The sequence below is a fragment of the Streptomyces sp. P9-2B-2 genome (assembly GCF_030406865.1).
Taxonomy (GTDB): Bacteria; Actinomycetota; Actinomycetes; order Streptomycetales; family Streptomycetaceae; genus Streptomyces; species Streptomyces platensis.
In genome coordinates this window covers 2,680,466-2,699,567 of record NZ_CP129126.1, presented here as the reverse complement: position 1 = coordinate 2,699,567, position 19,102 = coordinate 2,680,466, and the positions used below count along the sequence as shown (strand labels likewise).

Annotated in this window: 18 protein-coding genes; 8 read left to right on the top strand and 10 right to left on the bottom strand. The window is 70.1% G+C overall.

The annotated features are described in order from the left end of the window. Positions 1 to 70: 70 nt before the first annotated feature. The 6 genes from QT196_RS11730 to QT196_RS11705 form a co-directional block, all read right to left on the bottom strand. Complete coding sequence (locus QT196_RS11730; RefSeq protein WP_290354861.1) at positions 71 to 2,158, bottom strand: hypothetical protein; 2,088 nt, start codon at positions 2,156 to 2,158, stop codon at positions 71 to 73. 88 nt (positions 2,159 to 2,246) lie between these two features. Further along, the gene (locus tag QT196_RS11725; RefSeq protein WP_290354860.1) at positions 2,247 to 2,552 is read right to left on the bottom strand and encodes a hypothetical protein; all 306 of its coding nucleotides are present in this window, start codon (positions 2,550 to 2,552) and stop codon (positions 2,247 to 2,249) included. An 18-nt stretch (positions 2,553 to 2,570) separates the two neighbouring features. Then, positions 2,571 to 2,948: an RRQRL motif-containing zinc-binding protein gene (locus QT196_RS11720; protein WP_290354859.1), complete on the bottom strand. Its 378-nt coding sequence runs from the start codon at positions 2,946 to 2,948 to the stop codon at positions 2,571 to 2,573. Then, positions 2,945 to 3,832: a hypothetical protein gene (locus QT196_RS11715; RefSeq protein ID WP_290354858.1), complete on the bottom strand. Its 888-nt coding sequence runs from the start codon at positions 3,830 to 3,832 to the stop codon at positions 2,945 to 2,947. Before QT196_RS11715 ends, QT196_RS11720 begins: the two co-directional genes overlap by 4 nt. Further along, positions 3,829 to 4,137: a hypothetical protein gene (locus QT196_RS11710; protein WP_290354857.1), complete on the bottom strand. Its 309-nt coding sequence runs from the start codon at positions 4,135 to 4,137 to the stop codon at positions 3,829 to 3,831. The genes QT196_RS11715 and QT196_RS11710 overlap by 4 nt, the downstream gene beginning before the upstream one ends. After that, entirely contained in the window at positions 4,134 to 4,679 is a 546-nt protein-coding gene (locus QT196_RS11705; protein WP_290354856.1) for a protein kilB, read from the bottom strand. The genes QT196_RS11710 and QT196_RS11705 overlap by 4 nt, the downstream gene beginning before the upstream one ends. Positions 4,680 to 5,588: 909 nt before the next feature. Between QT196_RS11705 and QT196_RS11700 the strand changes: the two genes are divergently transcribed. After that, positions 5,589 to 6,722, top strand: coding sequence for a helix-turn-helix transcriptional regulator (locus QT196_RS11700; protein WP_290354855.1), 1,134 nt, complete (start codon positions 5,589 to 5,591; stop codon positions 6,720 to 6,722). Here QT196_RS11700 and QT196_RS11695 read toward each other — a convergent pair. Beyond that, positions 6,706 to 7,494, bottom strand: coding sequence for an NUDIX domain-containing protein (locus QT196_RS11695; RefSeq protein ID WP_290354854.1), 789 nt, complete (start codon positions 7,492 to 7,494; stop codon positions 6,706 to 6,708). The genes QT196_RS11700 and QT196_RS11695 overlap by 17 nt on opposite strands. 237 nt (positions 7,495 to 7,731) lie before the next feature. Here QT196_RS11695 and QT196_RS11690 point away from each other — a divergent pair, with 237 nt between their 5' ends. The 4 genes from QT196_RS11690 to QT196_RS11675 all read left to right on the top strand — a co-directional run bounded on the left by QT196_RS11690 (position 7,732) and on the right by QT196_RS11675 (position 12,010). Then, positions 7,732 to 7,839 (top strand): glutamine synthetase, encoded by a 108-nt coding sequence (locus QT196_RS11690; protein WP_290354853.1) that lies wholly within the window; start codon positions 7,732 to 7,734, stop codon positions 7,837 to 7,839. A gap of 29 nt (positions 7,840 to 7,868) precedes the next feature. Continuing rightward, complete coding sequence (locus QT196_RS11685; protein WP_168478809.1) at positions 7,869 to 10,892, top strand: bifunctional [glutamine synthetase] adenylyltransferase/[glutamine synthetase]-adenylyl-L-tyrosine phosphorylase; 3,024 nt, start codon at positions 7,869 to 7,871, stop codon at positions 10,890 to 10,892. Positions 10,893 to 11,192: 300 nt separating this feature from the next. After that, complete coding sequence (locus tag QT196_RS11680; protein WP_266730536.1) at positions 11,193 to 11,642, top strand: hypothetical protein; 450 nt, start codon at positions 11,193 to 11,195, stop codon at positions 11,640 to 11,642. 20 nt (positions 11,643 to 11,662) lie between these two features. Beyond that, a complete protein-coding gene (locus QT196_RS11675) occupies positions 11,663 to 12,010 on the top strand; it encodes a hypothetical protein (RefSeq protein WP_168478807.1) in 348 nt (115 codons plus the stop codon). Positions 12,011 to 12,137: 127 nt separating this feature from the next. Here QT196_RS11675 and QT196_RS11670 read toward each other — a convergent pair whose 3' ends face one another. The 3 genes from QT196_RS11670 to QT196_RS11660 all read right to left on the bottom strand — a co-directional run bounded on the left by QT196_RS11670 (position 12,138) and on the right by QT196_RS11660 (position 15,804). Next, positions 12,138 to 12,977, bottom strand: a complete 840-nt coding sequence (locus tag QT196_RS11670; RefSeq protein WP_168478806.1) for a phosphatase PAP2 family protein — start codon at positions 12,975 to 12,977, stop codon at positions 12,138 to 12,140. Between the two features lie 118 nt (positions 12,978 to 13,095). Further along, the gene (locus QT196_RS11665; protein ID WP_190145871.1) at positions 13,096 to 14,148 is read right to left on the bottom strand and encodes a LacI family DNA-binding transcriptional regulator; all 1,053 of its coding nucleotides are present in this window, start codon (positions 14,146 to 14,148) and stop codon (positions 13,096 to 13,098) included. A 24-nt stretch (positions 14,149 to 14,172) separates the two neighbouring features. After that, entirely contained in the window at positions 14,173 to 15,804 is a 1,632-nt protein-coding gene (locus QT196_RS11660) for a glycoside hydrolase family 13 protein (protein WP_266730533.1), read from the bottom strand. A gap of 224 nt (positions 15,805 to 16,028) precedes the next feature. On the opposite strand from QT196_RS11660, the gene QT196_RS11655 reads away from it, so the two are divergent. Genes QT196_RS11655 through QT196_RS11645 form a run of 3 tightly spaced genes read left to right on the top strand, consistent with a single transcriptional unit; the run spans position 16,029 to position 19,101 of the window. Then, positions 16,029 to 17,306: an extracellular solute-binding protein gene (locus QT196_RS11655; RefSeq protein ID WP_290354852.1), complete on the top strand. Its 1,278-nt coding sequence runs from the start codon at positions 16,029 to 16,031 to the stop codon at positions 17,304 to 17,306. Further along, positions 17,303 to 18,238: a sugar ABC transporter permease gene (locus QT196_RS11650; protein WP_168478802.1), complete on the top strand. Its 936-nt coding sequence runs from the start codon at positions 17,303 to 17,305 to the stop codon at positions 18,236 to 18,238. The genes QT196_RS11655 and QT196_RS11650 overlap by 4 nt, the downstream gene beginning before the upstream one ends. A gap of 2 nt (positions 18,239 to 18,240) precedes the next feature. After that, complete coding sequence (locus tag QT196_RS11645) at positions 18,241 to 19,101, top strand: carbohydrate ABC transporter permease (protein WP_168478801.1); 861 nt, start codon at positions 18,241 to 18,243, stop codon at positions 19,099 to 19,101. Position 19,102: the final 1 nt, after the last annotated feature.

Below are 19,102 nucleotides of genomic sequence, written 5' to 3'. Positions count from 1 at the left end.
CGGGAGGGAGCGCCGTGGGCCGGACACCAGTCGGTGCCCGGCCCACGGAAAGCGGTGTGACGGGGTGCGGTTAGACGTCCCACATGCCTTCGGACTCCTCGCCGTTGCGGGGCGCCTCGTGGCGGGAGATGTCAGGGGCGTGCAGGCGGCGGAAGTTCGGCATCAGGTCCTGCGCCGCGCTCGCGGCCTTCAGCAGCAGCATGTGGACGTCGGCGAGGGCGTCCACGACGGCCTTGTCGACCGGGTACCGCTCGTTGCTGCGCACCTGGAGCAGCTGCACGGCGGCAGCCACGTTCTCGATGCCGCCGGGGATGCCCTCGAACTCGGCCGCGACCTGCTTCATGTGACCGGGCTCGTAGCGGGCGTAGACGTGCGCGACGTCCTGCGTCACCGCGACGAAGTGCGAGGGCTGACGCTGCGAGAAGGAGCCGTCTTGGCGGCGCTCCAGGATGTTCCACATGTGCTCGCCGGGCCGGGGCTCCTCATAGCGGCGCAGGTCGTGTTCGTGGACCTTCGCGAACAGCGGGCCGACCTCGGCGGCCTTCTGGGCGGCCTGGTGCAGCAGGGAGTAGACCTGGGCCACCAGGTCCGCCATGCGGGCGTCGGCCGGGTACTTGTCGGCGACGTTGACCGCCAGCTGCCGGATCGCCTCACCGGTCGAGGTCAGCCCCTCGGGCAGGCCCCAGTACTCGGCGGCGACCGCCAGCATCATCGGCGGCTCATAGCGGGCGTAGGCGTCGCGGACGCCTTCGGTCTCACGCTGGAAGACGGACACCAGATTCCCTCCGAAATGATCGCTCGGCCAGGCGAACGCCCCGCCCGGCCCGGCCGTGGCGCGGCGGCCGGGCTCGGCGAAGTCGGTCAGCACGTCCGGCCGGACCGCTGCGGCGTACTTGTCCTTCGCCGAGCGCATCAGCTTGGTGAAGGCCCACTTGGCGGCCTTGGGGCCCCAGCGGGTGAAGCGGGCACCCCAGGGCTTGCCGCTCCGCGGCGCCAGGTGCAACCACCGCAGCACCCCGCCGCACGTGGCGGCCACGCCCCGCAGGATCAGACCCGGCACCGACACGATGGCTCCGAGGGCTCCGGCCAGCAGGCCAGCACGGGCCGCCCGCAGAAGGAACGGCACCGCGGCCCTGCCCCTCTTTGCCAGCGCCCGCCGGGCACTGCGAATCCGGTCCCCCAGCCGCGCCAGCAGCGGCGGGGCGGCTGACTGCACCTGGTTGGCCAGGCGGAGATAGCCGCTGCGGACGGCGTCCCGAACGGACTGCATCCGCGGGGACCCCCACGCCCCGGCCGCCTTGCGCCCGGCCGCCGCGACACCACGCGCCGCGGCACGGGCAGCGCGGCCGGTGGCGGCGGCCACCGTCGACCGCGCACCCTGCGAACGACCGGCAGACGGCTTCGACAAAGACCCGCCACCACCGCTAAGGCCACTGCTGGCAGAGTCGGTGGTACGGCCCTGACGGCCAGCGAGACGGGACAGCAGCCCGCCCGCACCGCCCGGACGGTGCCGCCCGCTACCGGACTTCCCCGACCCGGAGTCACCCGTGCCGGCAGTGGCGCCGTTGCCCGCGGAGGGACGGCGCCGGTCGGTCATCGCCGTGGAGGAATGGCCTGCGCCGCCGCGGCGGGTGTGGCCCTGGGCGGCCGGGGTGCGGGGGGTCGAGGCTCCTGCGCTGCTCGCTCCGAGAGCGCTGCCCCGGCGCTGACGGCCGATGCCGCCCGCTCCAGCCGAACGCGAACCAGCACCTGAGGAGGCCCGGTGCGACCGGCCGGCACCGCCCAGGCCGCCGCTGTGGAAACCGTGGGAACGGCCCGGACTGCGCTTGCTCCGGGACTTGGCCGTCGCCACGCCTGCCGCGGTAAGGGCAGCGCCGCCGACGACCACGCCGGCCGCCGTCAGCGCCCCGGTCAGCCCGGTTGCCGAGTACAGGGCCGCGGAGCCGGTGGAGAGGGCTTCTACGCCGAACACGGCTGCGGGCAGCGCCCGCAGGCGGTGGGCCGCGCGCGTCTGGGTGGGCGTCTCGACCTCGGCCGGGGCCTGGGTGAGGGTGAACTCGATCGGTACGGATGCGCCGTCAACTTCGGCGGTGGTGGTGGCGGATTCGGGTGCCTTGGAGGGGGTTGTGGTGGTGGCTTCGGTGGTGGTGTCAGACACTGGTGAAGCTCCTTCGCGGGAGTGGGCGCCCCGGCCAGGCCCTAGGAAGCGGGCCGGGGCGCTGAAACGGGCAAAGAGCAGCTGCTCCTCAGCGGCGGTAGGTGTGGGCGGGGTGCTCGGCAGCGGTCTCCTGCCAGCGCCGGTTCTCCGCCGCGTTCACCCCGCGCACCCGCGCCCGGAAGTCACACCCGGGCACCCGGCAGCGGTGCGTGGTGAAGTCGAAGACGTCCGCGACGCGCGAGGCGACCACCAGGGCCGTGGCACCCGTGGCCAACGCACAAGAGACGATCAGCGAGACGGGAACGCCGTAGGCGCTGAGCTGCACGGCGTGGGAGACGCCGACCGCCGCACCCACGACGAGCGTGGCGGACAGGATCAGATGACGACGCTTCACAACAGGCTCCGTTCGAGGTCAGGCAGCGAGAGCAGGAGCGTCCGCGCAGGTCACGCAGACACCGAGGGAGGTGGGGATGGTGTAGCCGCGGTCCAGGCCGCAGCCGGGGCAGGTGCGGCGAGCGGCGAGCGCGGCGGCGACGGCCTGCCATTTGGCCGGCGTCATTGGACGGACCGGCTTGGCCAGGTCGGTGCGATAGAGATAGGCCGCGCGGATGCCAGTGCGGCAGCGGCGCGAGCGCCACAGGATCTGCGCGGCGATGCTTTGACCGCCAGGCCGCAGCTGCTGCGCGCGGAGCTGGCGGCGCGTAGCGAGACCGTCAGGGGCGAGCCGGTAGGGGTAGGTCGGGATGCCGTACCGCTTGCCGTCGGGGTCCCAGAATCGCGGGCGGCTCACCGTGCCGCGCCCGACCCGACGGGCACCAGAGCCTTGGACGGCTCCTGGGTGGACGTGTCGGCGCTGTCCTTGAGGCGTTGGTAGACCTTGTGGACGTAGGAGGTGGAACGGGTGGACTTCCGTGCCGCCTCCGCGATCGTCTCCCCCATCGCCCAGCAGGCGCGGATGACGTTCAGCGCCTCATCGGCGGGCAGCTTCTCCGCCTCCGGCTCCTCCTCGTCGCCCGAGGCGGACGCGGGGGGAACGGTGAGGGCATACACCGCCTGGTCACCGCAGATGACCAGCGACGGCTGACGCACCGGCAGCGCCGGACGCTCGGCCTGCGATGGCTCGGGGGCGGTGGTGGACGGTGCGGTGGATGCCGGGTGGACGGGTGCGGCGTCCACCTCGCTGGCCTCCGTGTCCACCAGGGCGCGGAGTTCGGCGATTTTGCCGAGGATCGCGCGCCGGTAGAACGTGATCGCCTCGGCGAGAACGATCAGGAGGACTGGGGGGATCGAGTGGAGGACAAGCCCTGCGGGGTCCACGTCGCGGGGGATGCCGAACGGGGCTCCGTTCGGCCACAGGGAGCTCCAGCAGTTCATGATCCAGGTGCCGAGGCCGGCGAACCAGCGCAGACCCGACGCCCACCCCGAGGGGTGCACGCCGTACTCGGACAGGCGGCCGTCCACGATCAGCACCGTGCCGAGCGCCACCGCCACCATCGGATCCAGCAGCCAGGCGATCCACGGGTTGATGTGGTGATCGATGGCGAACAGAGTCACGTTCGTGGCGGTGAACGTCATCGCGACCACCGCGACCGTAACGAGCGTCTTCGTCAGGCCCGACTGGAGCGCGTGCAGCGCTGCAATCTGCTGGGCGTGCGGCCGCGTTTGCTGGCTCACGCGGCCACCGCCGCGGGGTGCGGGTACCGCGTGGCCGTCCGGCGCGCCGACCGACGCTTGCTGAGGCTGGTCGGCTTCCTGGGGGCCGTCTTCTTGTTGCGCAGCAGTTCCGCAGCGAAGGCGGCGGCCGCCGGATCGTCCTGTCGGAGGTCGGCGAGGACCTCGCGGGCCACGTCCAGCCGAGCCTTCCGCTCCTCCAGAGTCTCCGTGACCGGGCCGGCGAACAGCTCCAGGTCGATGCCGAACGCCAGCGCCGCGAAATCAGCCGCGGTAACAGCTTCATGACCAGCAACGATGTTCTTCATGGGTCGTGTACTCCTTCAACGATGGACGGCCCGAAGGCACCCCTCGGAGCGGCTACTCCGGGGGGTGCAGGCCGTTGTGGGGTGGGGGGGCAGGGACGGGACAGGGTGCGTGCCGCTGTGCCGGTCAGGGCGTCGGCCGCATCGACGGCCGACTCGCGCAGGGACGCCAGGGCGACAGCGTTCGAGGCGCCGCGCATGTCGTACGTGGCGCGTACAGCGGTGTCCACATCTGCGCGGACCTGCGGCAGCAGCGTCGTCAGGGCGATCTGCGGGGCGGTGACGGCGGACCGGGTGACGTGGCTGGCCTCGCGGGCGGCAGCCACATCAGCCGGCGCCGCACCGGACAGCCGCAGGTCTTCGCGCATCCACATCGCGCGGCGGTGATCGGCCAGCGCGGTGCTCAGCTCGGTCAGGGCCTTCAGGGCCTGGTCCCGCAGAGCCTCACGGCGCTGCGACCGAGCCGCGTAGTACTGCTGGACACCGACAACACCAGCACCCAGCACGGTGCCGATGACCGCGACAACCGCGGCAGCGATCTCCATCAAACTCCCCCTCTCGGGGCCGGACCTTCCGGCTCCCCTCAACCCCGCCCGTACAGACGCACGCTGAGCGCGGTCCAGACGGGCGGAGGAGGCAACCGGCAGCGCCAAAGCGCTGCGGGCCAGGTAGACGGACCGGATGTTGTACGGGCGCCGCCGGCCGGTCCGTCCGGACGGCGCCTCGGTATGTCGTCGGTTCACACCGACCTCCCACAGAAAGCAGGGATACGGCTTCACCGGTGCGCCGTTGCCACGGCGCACCGGTCCCGAGCCGGGAAATCGGGCGCGTCATCGTCACTGCTCTGACGCCAGCAGGGCGGCTGCACGGGGTGGCACCCAGAGGGTGTTCTCCAGAGCCGGTGCAGGTGGCATGTGGTGCCGCCGACGACATCACCCGGTCGTCTCGGGGGCGATCTGTCTCATCTCGCCACGTGCATTGGGGCCCCGCTGTACTGCTCCTACCGCTTGCCGAGCGCTAGAAGGAGAACGTCGTCCATCACGGCGGTTTGCCCCCGGACCCTCGCCCTAGGCACCTACCGCGACCGCCGCTCTCGCGTCAGCCCCGCACGATCACTGTTCAGTTCTCAAGCAACGACCGCTTCCTTTCGACCCGTGTCACCGGGGCGTCCGGGCGGCGCAGATCACGCATTTGCCCTACACACGCACCGATGTTGGGACCCGCCCGCCATCTGGTGCGCACCAGAAGGTTGGCATCTGGTGCGCACCAGAGTCAAGCGGTTCGTCGAGTCGAGCGGATGTCGCCCCTCTCGGTGCACTTCTAGGAGACCGTCCGAGGTGGGGGTGTCGGTAGCCAACAGGGGTTAACTCCGTTGCTGTTAACCCCTGTTGACCTGCGATGATGTGAGGCATCCTGGAGTGAACGGCAAGCGAGCTACGGCTAGGCGGTGACCGATGGGCGCAAGGCTTCGCGATGTCCGCGCGGCGCGTGGGTGGTCTCAAGAGCGACTGGTTCGCGAGATTGAACAGTTCGCCCGACGGCACGTCATTGACGTTGCCTCTACCGCGAGCCTGCGCGTCTACGTGTCTGAGTGGGAGAACGGCCGACGTGCGATTTCGGACCGCTACGCCGCGATTCTCCGGCGACTCTTCGGTGTCACGGATGCCGAACTGAGGGGCACTCAACCTGAGGCTCCGTCTGTCGCCGTGGCCGACGGGTACGACGAACTCTTGGCCAGGATCGACTCGGCACGAAGTGTCAGCGAGTCCTTGGTCAAGGCGTTCAATGATCAGACCGAGGTGCTGCGCACGATGGACCGCGAGCGAGGTGCATCGGCGTTGGTCGATCAAATGTCGGGGCACCTGGCTCGACTCGAAGAGACGCTGACCTTTGCCGTACTTCCCAGCGCCCGCCGGCCAGTGGCTCTTGCGCTGGTTGGAGCGTCAACCCTTGCTGCATGGCAAGCGATTGACGCTGGTGCGGTAGACCGGGCCTGGCGGCACTATGAACTCGCAAAGCGGGCTGCCCGTGATGCGGAAGCACCGAGTTATCTCGCGCATGCCACGGCTGAGCAGGCCTACGTCCTCATGGAGGCTGGCCGTCCTGCGCTCGGTGTTGACCTCGTTCGTGAAGCGCAGCGTTCGCTCGGCCAAGCGGGATCTCCGCGCCTTTGGGCGTGGCTGTACGCGGCGGAGGCGGAGCTGTGTGCCCATGCCGGCATGCCCGACGACGCTTGCCGGGCGCTCGATGCCGCAGCCGCGTCCATTCCGCCTGGCCCGGACGACCGCGACCCTGATCTACCGAGCATCTTCCTCAATGGAGGCCACCTTGCTCGTTGGCGCGGTCACGTCCTGGCGATGCTTGGTGATGCCGGCGCGGTCAGCGGACTCTACGACGCGCTGGAAGTGGTGGACCCGACGTTCGTGCGCGCCCAGGCGGGGCTGCACATCGACCTTGCGCATGCCCACCTGGCGCGCGGCGAGTACGACGACGCGCACACCCAGGTGAGGCAGGCGCGGCTGCTGGCGAACCGTACCGGGTCGGTCCGCCAGCGTCGCCGCGTTGATCTCCTCAGTGCGAAGTTGTAGCGCGCCCCTTGTCGCGGGTTGCCAGGATGTGCAGCAGTGCGACGAGAGTGCCGGACCCCATGAGCTGGCCGCGAGCCATGAGACCTGGAATGTCCGCGAGGGGGACCCACTCGATATGGCCGGCTTCCTCCAGATCGGTAGGGTCGCCGACACGCTCAGCGCCATGCCCCACGTAGATCTCGTGAGGCGAGTCGACCATGCCGACCATGGGCTGATAGGTGACGACGTGCTCCACTGATTTCGGGCGCCAGCCGGTCTCTTCCTCCACTTCGCGCTGCGCCGTCTCGGACGGGTCTTCCCCGGCGTCCACGATCCCGCCGGGCAGTTCCCAACCCCACTGCTGAGGGACGAAGCGGTACCGCCACATCATGAGCACGCGGTCTTGATCGTCCAGGACGGCGGTGATGGCAACGTGGTGCAGCCGGACCACATGGTGCTCAAACCGCTCCACCCCGGGAGGCTCGACATCCCAGAGCTGGAGCTTGACCCACCGGTTGTCGTAGATGTTCCGCTCGCCGTGGATTTGCCACGGCTCCAGCCCCTCGGGTGCCCTTACGGACACACCTCCCGGGACGCGGTAGCTGCTCCGGCCGCGTACCTCCAGCGCGCCTTCCGCGACCAGCCGGGCCAACACCTGCCGTAGTGCGGTGCGGCCGATACCGAGCTGTTCCACCAGGGTCCGCTCCGAGGGCAGCTTGTCACCGGGCGCGTACTCTCCGGAGGCGAGCATTGTCCGCAGCGTCTCGTAGACCTTGGCTGTCTTCGGTCCCATGCTGGGGGCGCCTCCGTCTCTCTGGTGGTGAACCCCAGCGTAGCGGGCCGGTGACAGGGCATCTTCGAGTGCATGCAAATCGTTCATCCGTTCAGTGATGGGACGGGCAAGGTGAACTTGGAGCGGGCCCTCCCGGGCCGTCTGTGGGCCGTCCGAGGGCGCCCAAAGAGGACCAATGACGACCGGCAACACCCGCTCCATCGCAGGTCAGCAAGAGCGCAGGTAGAGTCAGGCCACATGGAGAGACCTGCGCATCAATCCCTGCGCAACAAGAAGCAGGAGTGGGAGGAGTACCGCTCCGAGGTCACCGCCTTCGAGCTGCGCAAGATGCTGCCCGTGCTCTGAGCCACCGCGCCACCGAGAGGCTTGCACCCATGGCACTTCCCGCTCCGCAGGGACGGCGGAGCAGCACCTTCACCCGGCTGCTGAGGCACGGTTTCACCGACCCCTCGGCGGCCGGGGCGCTGCTCGATTCCGCTCCGTTCGCGTCCGTACGCGATGACTCGGTGCTGCTGGAGGCGCTGGGCGCCACCGCGGACCCGGACCTCGCCCTGCACAGCCTGGCCCGGCTGGTCGAGGCCCAGGAGCCGGACGAGCAGCAGGCGCTGCTGAGCACCGTCGTCGCGGCGAAACCGCTGCGCGACCGGCTGCTGGGAGTGCTGGGCGCCTCCGAGGCGCTCGCCGACCACCTCGTCCGGCATCCGCACGACTGGCAGTCGCTGGTCACCTACGAGTCGGTGGACCTGCACCCCACCACCCCCGAGTTCGAGCTGGCGCTCGCCGAGGGGATCTGGGGCGGGGAGAACGCCGAACGGCCGCGCGCCGACGCGCTGCGCACCGCCTACCGCCGCTCCCTGCTGGGCATCGCCGCCCGCGATGTGTGCGGCACGACCGATGTCGCCGAGGCCGCCGCGGAGCTGGCGGACCTGGCCACCGCGACCGTCCGGGCCGCCCTGGAGATCTCCTACGAAGAGGCGCCCGGCGACGCCGCGGTGAGCCGGCTGGCCGTCATCGGCATGGGCAAATGCGGCGGCCGCGAGCTGAACTACGTCTCCGACGTCGATGTCATCTTCGTCGCCGAGGCCAAGGAGGGCGTGGACGAGGCCAAGGCCCTCCAGGCCGCGACCCGGCTCGCCGCCCGCATGATGCGGCTCTGCTCGGACAACACCGCCGAGGGCACGATCTGGCCGGTGGACGCCAATCTGCGCCCCGAGGGCCGCAATGGCCCGCTCGTCCGCACCCTCAGCAGCCACCTCGCCTACTACCAGCGCTGGGCCAAGACCTGGGAGTTCCAGGCGCTGCTCAAGGCCCGCCCGATGGCCGGCGACCTCCAGCTGGGGCAGGAGTACGTGGACGCGCTGGCGCCCATGGTCTGGGAGGTCGCCGAGCGGGAGAACTTCGTCGCCGATGTGCGCCAGATGCGCCGCCGGGTCGTCGAGAACATCCCCGCCGCGCAGGTCGAACGGGAACTCAAGCTCGGCCCCGGCGGGCTGCGCGACGTCGAATTCGCCGTCCAGCTGCTGCAACTCGTCCACGGCCGCAGCGATGCCACCCTGCGCAGCGCCACCACCCTCGACGCCCTCGCCGCGCTGGCGGCCGGTGGCTACGTCGGACGCCAGGACGCCGCGGCCCTGGACGCCGCCTACCGCTTCCTGCGCACGCTGGAACACCGGATCCAGCTCTTCCGGATGCGCCGTACGCATCTGATGCCCGAGGACGAGGGTGAACTCCGGCGGCTGGCCCGCTCGTTGGGCCTGCGCACCGAGCCGGTCGACACCCTCCGCAGGGAATGGCGGTGGCACGCCCGCGAGGTGCGCCGGCTGCACGAGAAGCTCTTCTACCGGCCGCTGCTCGACGCCGTCGCCCACCTGGAGCCCGGCGAGACCCGGCTCTCCGCCAGGGCCGCCGGCCACCGCCTCGAAGCCCTCGGCTACGCCGACCCGGTCGCCGCCCTGCGCCACCTGGAAGCCCTCGCCTCCGGCGTCACCCGCAAGGCCGCCATCCAGCGGACCCTGCTGCCGGTGCTGCTCGCCTGGTTCGCTGACTCCGCCGACCCGGACGCCGGACTGCTCAACTTCCGCAAGGTCTCCGACGCGCTCGGCAAGACCCCCTGGTACCTGCGGCTGCTGCGCGACGAGGGCGCCGCCGCCGAGAACCTCGCCCGGGTGCTCTCGGCCGGCCGGCTCGCCCCCGACCTGCTGCTGCGCGCCCCCGAGGCGGTCGCCCTGCTGGGCGCCCCCGACGGGCTCCAGCCACGCGGCCGGGCCGCCCTGGAGCAGGAGGTGCTGGCCGCGGTCGGCCGCGCGGACGGTGCCGAGGCCGCGGTCGCGGCGGCCCGCGGGGTGCGCCGCAGAGAGCTGTTCCGTACGGCCGCAGCGGATGTGATCGGCGCGTACGGCACGGAGTTCAGCCCGGCGGCGAACGACCACGGCCACTCCGTCGACGCCGTCGGCTCCGCCGTCTCCGACCTCAACGCCGCCACCCTCGCCGGTGCGCTGCGCGCCGCCGTCCGCGACCAGTGGGGCGACACCCTGCCCACCCGCTTCGCGGTGATCGGCATGGGCCGCTTCGGCGGCCATGAGCTCAACTACGGCTCGGACGCCGACATCCTCTTCGTCCACGAGCCGCGCGAGGGCGCCGACGAGCAGGAGGCCGCCAAGGCCGCCCACGCGGTCGCCAACGAGATGCGCCGGCTGCTCGAACTCCCCTCCTCCGACCCGCCGTTGCTCATCGACGCGGACCTGCGCCCGGAGGGCCGGACGGGCCCGCTGGTGCGGACGCTCGCCTCGTACGCCGCCTACTACCGGCGCTGGTCACTGGTCTGGGAGTCGCAGGCCCTGCTGCGCGCCGAACCGGTCGCCGGCGACATCGAACTGGGCGAGCGGTTCATCGAACTCATCGACCCGCTCCGCTACCCCGCCGAGGGCCTCGGCGAGGACGCGGTCCGTGAGATCCGCAAGCTCAAGGCCCGGATGGAGGCCGAGCGGCTGCCCCGCGGCGCGGACCCCACCACCCACGCCAAGCTGGGGCGCGGCGGCCTGAGCGATGTCGAGTGGACCGTACAGCTGCTCCAGATGCAGCACGGCTGGGAAGTCCCCGGCCTGCGCACCACCCGCACCCGCGAGGCGCTGGCCGCCGCCCACGCCGCCGGACTGATCGGCACCGAGGACGCCCAGACCCTGGACGAGGCCTGGGTCCTGGCCGCCCGCGTCCGCAACGCCGTGATGGTCGTCCGCGGCCGCCCCGGCGACACATTCCCCGTCGACGGCCGCGAGTTGTCGGCCGTGGGCCGCTACCTCGGCTACGAGGAGGGCCAGACGGGCGAGATGATCGACGACTACCGCCGGGTCACGCGGCGGGCGCGGGGCGTCGTCGAGGAGCTCTTTTACGGGGCGTAGGGGGCCGGGGGTACCCGCCCCGGGCGTTGCCCGCGCGGCCCGTGCGCCCGCTGCCGTGAGCGACGCGATTCAGCCAGCCGGTTCCCGGTCCGGACGACGGGGACCCGGCTGCTGCGGCATGGCTCATGGCGGGAGAGCGGTGGTGTGCGCCGGTGATTCCGGCGGTGGCCGGAAAAGGTGAACGGCGGACATTTTTCGATTTATCGGCGGGGGCGGCGGGGCTTATTCCGCCCCTCGTCCCCTTGATCGTTTTCTGATTTCCTTTTATGCGTTGATCAATTCCAACGCAAAGGAATGATGATGTGGGGTAAACAGAGGATCCTGGCGGGGATTCTGTCGGCATCCGTCGCCTCGGCTGGATTTCTGGGCGTCTTCGCGGCGCCCGCGCAGGCCGCCACGGTTTCGCATGTGCGCATGGCCTCGCCGGCGGCTCAGAAATCGGTGGTCGGAAAGTGGCACATACGCAACTCGTTCTTCGGGAAGAACGGCGAGGACGTGCCGCTGCGGCAGGGGGATCCGAAGTTCGGCTACACGCACATTCAGGACAAGCACCCGGAAGATGACACTTCCTTGCTCGGCTGGATCGACGATACCCTCGAAGACGGGAAATACGAGAAAGATGGCGGGTCGATGGTGGTGAGGAACCGTACGGCCACCGGGAAGATGTTCCGTGTGGTGTTCACGGAGCGCGAAGACGACGCCTCCAAGGACGGTCGGCCGGTCGGCATCATCACGGCATTCCTGGAATGACGGTATCGAGAGGAGAGACCGTGGACCATACGCCGCGTGGCGGCATGGAGGTGGAACAGTGGCTCGCGCAGTTTCAGCGGTCCCTGGAAAGCTCCCTCCCGAAGAGTCTGGCCTCGGAAGAGGATCAGGGTTCCTTGCGGGAAATGCTTGTCGACCGGAGAGAGCAGGGTGTCTGGATCACTGCCACCTTCGCCATGGCGAGTCATCCCGGGGTGGCCTTTGAATGGCGGCAGAATGTGGTGCCCGAATTCAGTGCGGACTGGGATCCCGAATTCGCTGCCATGCTCTTCCGCACGCACCTCATCGAGTGGTATCACACCGAGGCCAAAAGGCGGCCTCCCACTGCTGACGGCGTCATCCGGGACTGACCCGGTGGCCACGCGGCGCGCACCCTGTGCGTTTCCGCGCGCACGGTAGCGCCAGGGCCTCATGCGGCCTCCCCCGCGCTCGCCCCTTCCCGGGGAGGGTGCGGGGGAGGCCGCATGAGGCCCCGCCTCACGCCGCAGCCGGCAGCACCCGCGCCAGTCGATGCGGCAGCGACCCGTACCAGACAGAGGCGCACGCGAAGCCCAGGGACAGGCACAGCACGCCGCCCACCGCGTCCAGCCAGAAGTGGTTGGCGGTGGAGATGATCACCAGCAGGGTGACGGTGGGGTAGAGGAGCCCGAGGGCCTTGCACCAGAGCGGCTTGGCCAGTAAGGCGATCGTGATGCCGCACCACAGCGACCAGCCGATGTGCATCGACGGCATCGCGGCGTACTGGTTGGACATCGCGGCGAGGTTGCCGGACGCCATCGAGCCCCAGGTGCCGTGGTGTACGAGGGTGTCGACGAAGCCGCCGTCCGGCATCAGCCGGGGCGGCGCCAACGGGTAGAGGTAGTAGCCGATCAGCGCGAGACCGGTGGTGGTGAACAGGGCCAGCCGGGCGGCGGCGTAGCGGCCGGGGTGCCAGCGGTAGAGCCAGATCAGGACGCCGATCGTGACGACGAAGTGCAGTGTCGCGTAGTAGTAGTTCATCGTGACGATCAGCCACGTCACGGAGTTCACCGCGTGGTTGACGGTGCGTTCGACGGCGATGCCCAGGAAGTGCTCCGTCTGCCAGACCCAGTCGGCGTTCTTCAGCGCCTGGATCTTCTGCTCCGGCACGGCGTTGCGGACCACCGAGTAGGTCCAGTAGCTGACCGCGATCAGCAGAATCTCGAACCAGAGCCGGGGGGAGCGGGGGGCCCGCAGACGGGCCAATCGACGGTCGGTCACCGGGCGGTCCGCGTGTTCCCCCTTGGGTGGCGGGGTGGTCGGCGGGCCGTCCAAAATCCTCGTATTCGCATCACCCATAGGCAGACAGTTTGCCAGAAACGGACGTCTTGCCGATCATCCTTCGGGCGGGTATTCGAGGCCTCGTATCGGACCTGTGGGGTATGCCAGGACCCCGTACTCACGGGGGATGTGGCGCTCAGTGAGCCCGCGACGGCTTCGGAATCCGCGCCGTGGTGCGGGGGGCCGAGGCGGTCGAGCCGCGCACCACCAGTTCGGGGTGGAAGACGAACTCGCTGTGGGGGGCGGGGGTGCCGCCGACCTCTTCCAGGAGGGCCCGTACCGCGGCCTGTCCCATGGCCGTCACCGGCTGCCGGATCGTGGTCAGCGGCGGGTCGGTGAAGGCGATCAGCGGGGAGTCGTCGAAGCCGACCACGGAGATGTCACCGGGGACGTCGAGGCCGCGCTGCCGGGCGGCGCGGATCGCGCCGAGGGCCATCATGTCGCTGGCGCAGACGATGGCTGTGGCGCCCCGTTCGATCAGCGCGCCCGCCGCGGCCTGGCCGCCCTCCAGGGTGTAGAGGGAGTGCTGGATGAACTGCTCCGCCTCGGCCGGACCGAGCTGTAGCCGGTCCTGCATGCTGCGGACGAAGCCCTCGATCTTGCGCTGCACGGGAACGAAGCGCTTGGGGCCGAGCGCCAGCCCGATCCGCCGGTGGCCGAGCGCGCTGAGGTGGGTGACCGCCAGGTCCACCGCGGCCCGGTCGTCGGGGGAGACGAACGGCGCCTGCACCTTGTCGGAGAAGCCGTTGATGAGGACGAAGGGGACGCCCTGGCCGCGCAGCTGCTCATAGCGCTGCATATCGGCGGAGGTGTCGGCGTGCAGCCCGGAGACGAAGATGATGCCGGCCACCCCGCGGTCCACCAGCATCTCGGTCAGCTCGTCCTCGGTGGAGCCGCCCGGCGTCTGGGTCGCGAGGACCGGCGTATAGCCCTGGCGGGTCAGGGCCTGCCCGATGACCTGGGCGAACGCCGGGAAGATCGGGTTCTCCAGCTCCGGAGTGATCAGTCCGACCAGCCCGGCGCTGCGCTGCCGCAGCCGCACCGGGCGCTCGTAGCCCAGCACATCGAGGGCGGCAAGCACGGACTGGCGGGTGGTGGCGGAGACTCCGGGCTTTCCATTGAGCACCCGGCTGACGGTGGCCTCGCTGACACCCGCCTGCGCTGCGATATCGGCCAGCCGGGCGGTCATGTGGGGGACTGTACCGTTCGGCTCTCAGATTGCCCACCAGGTGCAGCTGTCACCGGGGAGCACCGCGGCGGCCCCGTTGCCGGTCACCGGGGCACTGGCCAGCAGCAGCGCGCCGGGCGGTGGCAGCTCCACGTCGTGACCCAGTGTGTTGACGGCGCACAGCACGCCGGGCCGGGTGAAGGCGAGCACGCCGTCGGGCGCGGGGGCCCAGTTCATCTCCCCGTCGCCCAGTCCCGGCAGCCGGTGCCGCAGGGCGAGGGCGGTGCGGTAGAGCTCCAGCGTGGAGGCGGGGTCGCCGGTCTGGGCCTCGACGGTGAGGGCGGCCCAGTCGCCGGGCTGCGGCAGCCAGCTGCCGCCGTCGCCGAAGCCGTACGGCGGCAGCTCGCCGGACCAGGGGAGCGGCACCCGGCAGCCGTCGCGGAAGCCGTCCTGGCCGCTGGTGGCGGCGGCGCCCGCGGTCCGGCCGCCGCGGAAGAAGGCCGGGTCCTGGCGGACCTCGTCGGGGAGGTCGGTGACCTCGGGCAGGCCCAGTTCCTCGCCCTGGTAGAGGTAGGCGGAGCCGGGCAGCGCCAGCATCAGGAGGGTGGCGGCGCGGGCGCGGTCCAGGCCGCCGCCGAGCCGGGTGGTGTGCCGTACGACGTCGTGGTTGGACAGCACCCAGGTGGTCGGGGCGCCGACCGAGGTGGTGGCGGCGAGCGAGGCGTCGATGACCTCGCGCAGCGCGCCGGCCTCCCAAGGGGCGTTCAGGAACTGGAAGTTGAAGGCCTGGTGGAGTTCATCGGGGCGGACGTAGAGGGCGAGGCGCTCGGCGGTGGGGGCCCAGGCCTCGGCGACGCCGACCACGTGCTTGCCGTGGGTCTCGCCGTAGCCGTCCAGCAGCCGGCGCCAGGCCCGGTGGATGGTGTGTACCCCGTCCTGGTCGAAGAACGGCAGCACCTGATTGCCGATCAGCTTGGCCTGCTGGCCGTGGCCGATGTCCGGCAGGCCGGGCGCCTTGACCATGCCGTGCGCGACATCGACCCGGAAGCCGTCCACCCCGAGGTCGAGCCAGAAGCGCAGGATGGCCTCGAACTCGGCGTGCACCTCGGGGTTTTCCCAGTTGAGGTCGGGCTGCTCGGGGGCGAAGAGGTGCAGATACCAGTCGCCGCGGTCGGTGCGGGTCCAGGCCGGGCCGCCGAAGACCGACTCCCAATCGTTGGGCGGGAGTTCGCCGTTCTCCCCCTTGCCGGGGCGGAAGAGGTAGCGCTCCCGGGCGAGTTCGGGGTCCTGGAACCACGGGTGCCGGTCGGAGGTGTGGTTGGGGACGATGTCGACGATCACCCGCAGGCCCAGGTCGTGGGCGGTGCGGATCAGGTCGTCGGCGTCCTGGAGGCTGCCGAAGAGCGGGTCGACGGCGCGGTAGTCGGCGACGTCGTAGCCGCCGTCGGCCTGTGGTGAGGCATAGAACGGGGTGAGCCAGACGGCGTCCACTCCCAGATCCTTCAGGTGCGGCAGCCGGGCGCGGGCGCCGCGCAGATCGCCGATGCCGTCACCGTCGCTGTCGGCGAACGAGCGCACATACACCTGGTAGATGACGGCGTCGCGCCACCACCCCGGACCTCGGCCCGTTCCGGGGGCCTGGGGGGCGGGGCTGGGGGAAGTGAGCTCCTGGGTCATCTGCCGTCCCTGTCGCGATCAAGAGGCGTCGGTGCCTTCATGCAATCAACGCTCGGGCGGGCGCGGGGTGACGGTGCCGGGGGTGCCCGGAGGGTCCCGTTCCAGCCATCTCGTTGCAATTCATTCCCATGGTCTTGCAGAAATTTGCCGCAAGGTCTTTCGGTTTGTTTTCCACGCTGTTACGTTCCTGACCGCCATCTGAGGCATTTCCCTAAGGAGTTCACATGCGGCGTGGCATACGGGGCATCACGGCCACCGCGCTGGTAGCGGGCCTGGCGCTGGCAGCTACAGCGTGCGGCGGAGGCGACAGCGGCAGCGGCGGCGACAGCGGGGGTGAACTGTCCGGAACCGTTACCTTCTGGGACACCTCCAACGACGCCGAGAAGGCGACGTACCGCAAACTTGCCGAAGGTTTCCAGCAAGAGCACCCCAAGGTCCACGTCAAATATGTGAACGTCCCCTTCGGCGACGCCAACGCCAAGTTCAAGAACGCGGCCGGCGGCAACTCCGGCGCCCCCGACGTGATGCGTACCGAGGTCGCCTGGGTCGCCGACTTCGCCAACCTCGGCTACCTCGCGCCGCTCGACGGCACCCCCGCCCTCGACAAGGCCGACGACTACCTCCCGCAGGCCGTCGGCTCGACGAAGTTCAAGGGCAAGACCTACGCCGCACCCCAGGTCATCGACACCCTCGGCCTCTTCTACAACAAGAAGCTCCTCAAGGACGCCGGCGTCGAGGTGCCCAAGACCTTCGACGAACTGGCCGAGGCCGCCAAGAAGATCAAGGCCAAGACCGGCGCCACCGCCCTGTATCTGCGCGGTGACGACCCCTACTGGTTCCTGCCCTACCTCTACGGCGAGGGCGGCGACATGGTCAACGCCCGCGACAAGGTCGTGGAGATCGACGACGGCGCCGGTGTCCGGGCGTTCAAGACGATCAAGGGCCTGGTGGACTCCAAGGCCGCGGTCACCGATGCCACCGACGGCCAGGAGAACCAGCTCAAGGCCCTGAAGGACGGCACCGTCGCGATGGCCGTCGACGGCCCCTGGGACATCGAGGGCGCCCGCGCCGGCAAGGCCTTCAAGGACAAGAAGAACCTCGGCGTCGCCCCCGTCCCCGGCGGCAGCACCGCCCAGGGCTCCCCGCAGGGCGGCTGGAACCTCTCCGTCTACGCCGGCAGCAAGAACCTCCGGGCCTCCTACGCCTTCGTGAAGTACATGAGCTCGGCCAAGGTCCAGCAGCAGACCAACGAGAAGCTCAGCCTGCTGCCCACCCGTAAGTCCGTGTACGAGGTGCCGGCCGTCAAGAGCAACGAGATGGTCCAGTTCTTCAAGCCCGCCGTCGACGGCGCCGTGCAGCGCCCCTGGATCGCCGAGGGCAACTCGCTCTTCGAGCCGGTCAAGGTCCAGATGAACAAGGTGCTCACCGGCGCCGCCTCGCCCGAGCAGGCCGCCAAGGCGACCGGCGACGCCTACCGGAAGCTGCTCAAGGACTACAAGTGACCCTTGCTGTACGGGTGCGCCGGGCGCTGGGCACCCACTGGTACGCGTGGACGATGGTCGCCCCGGTGGTACTCGTCATCGGGGTGATCATCGGCTACCCGCTGGTGCGCGGCGTCTTCCTCTCGCTCACGGACGCCAATGAGGCCAACGTCGAGCGGAACATCGGGGTCAACCACCTCCCCGCCACCTACAAGTTCACCGGCCTGGACAACTACCGGGCGGTGCTGTCCGACGGCGTCTTCTGGGACCGCCTCGGCTGGACCGTCCTGTGGACCGTCGCCTGTGTCTCGCTCACCTTCCTCGTCGGCCTCACGCTCGCCAACATGCTCAACCGCACCCTGCGCGGCCGCACCTTCTACCGCCTCGCGCTGATCCTGCCGTGGGCCATCCCCGCCTTCATCTCGGTCTTCACCTGGCGGATGCTCTACAACGAGAAGAACGGCATCCTCAACAAGCTGCTGGCCGGCGGCGGTATCGACGCGGTCCCGTGGCTCAACGACCCCACCTGGGCCAAGCTCTCGGTCATCGCCGTCAACGTCTGGCTGGGCGTGCCCTTCATGCTGGTCGCGCTGCTCGGTGGGCTCCAGTCCATACCGGGCGAGCTGTACGAGGCCGCCGAGATGGACGGTGCGAGCGCCTGGCAGCGGTTCCGCCACATCACCGTGCCGGGGCTGCGGGCCGTCAGCAGCACCGTCATCCTGCTCTCCACCATCTGGACCTTCAACATGTTCCCGGTGATCTTCCTGCTGACCCGGGGCGGCCCCGGCGACGCCACCGAGATCCTGGTGACCTACGCCTACCGGCTCTCCTTCATCGACAGCCCCCGCAACTTCTCCGAGTCCGCGGCCTGGGGCGTCCTGATCCTGGTCCTGCTCTCGGTCGTCGCGGTCGTCTACCGGCGCGCGCTGCGCAAGCAGGGAGAGGTGTGGTGACCATGACCCGTACACCGCCGGCCCGCCCGGCCCGCAAGCGCAACCAGCGCTCCCGGCTCGCCTCGACCGCGCTGCACGCCGGTCTGGCCGTCGCGGCCGTGCTGGCGGTCTTCCCGCCCCTGTGGCTGCTGGTGACGTCCTTCAAACCGAGGAACGACGCCTTCTCCACCAGCCTGGTCACCCACTTCACGTTCGCCAACTACACCCACGTACTGGCCGACACCGAGTTCCTGACCTGGTTCAAGAACTCCGTGATCATCGTCGGGCTGACCACCGTCCTCGGCGTCTTCCTCGCCGCCACCACCGGCTACGCCGTCAGCCGCTTCCGCTTCCCCGGCATGCGCCCGCTGATGTGGCTGCTGCTGATCACCCAGATGTTCCCGGTCGCCGTGCTGATCGTGCCGCTGTACAACCTGCTGGCGGGCCTCGGCCTGCTCAACCAGCCCGCGGGCCTGGTCGTCACCTATCTGACCATCGCCGTCCCGTTCTGCGCCTGGATGATGAAGGGCTTCTTCGACACCATCCCGGTGGAGATCGACGAAGCGGGCCGGGTCGACGGCCTCAACCCGTTCGGCACCTTCTGGCGGCTCGTCCTGCCACTGGCCCGCCCCGGCCTCGCCGTCACCGGCTTCTACACCTTCGTCACCGCCTGGGCCGAGGTCGCCTACGCCTCCGCGTTCATGACCGGCGAGGAGAACCTGACGCTCGCCGGGGGCCTCCAGACCTTCGTCAACCAGTACACCAACGACTGGGGTTCGATGACCGCCGCCGCCGTGATCATCGCCGTACCGGCCGCGCTCGTCTTCGCCTTCGCCCAGCGCCACCTCGTAGCCGGACTGACCGCCGGCACCACCAAGGGTTGAG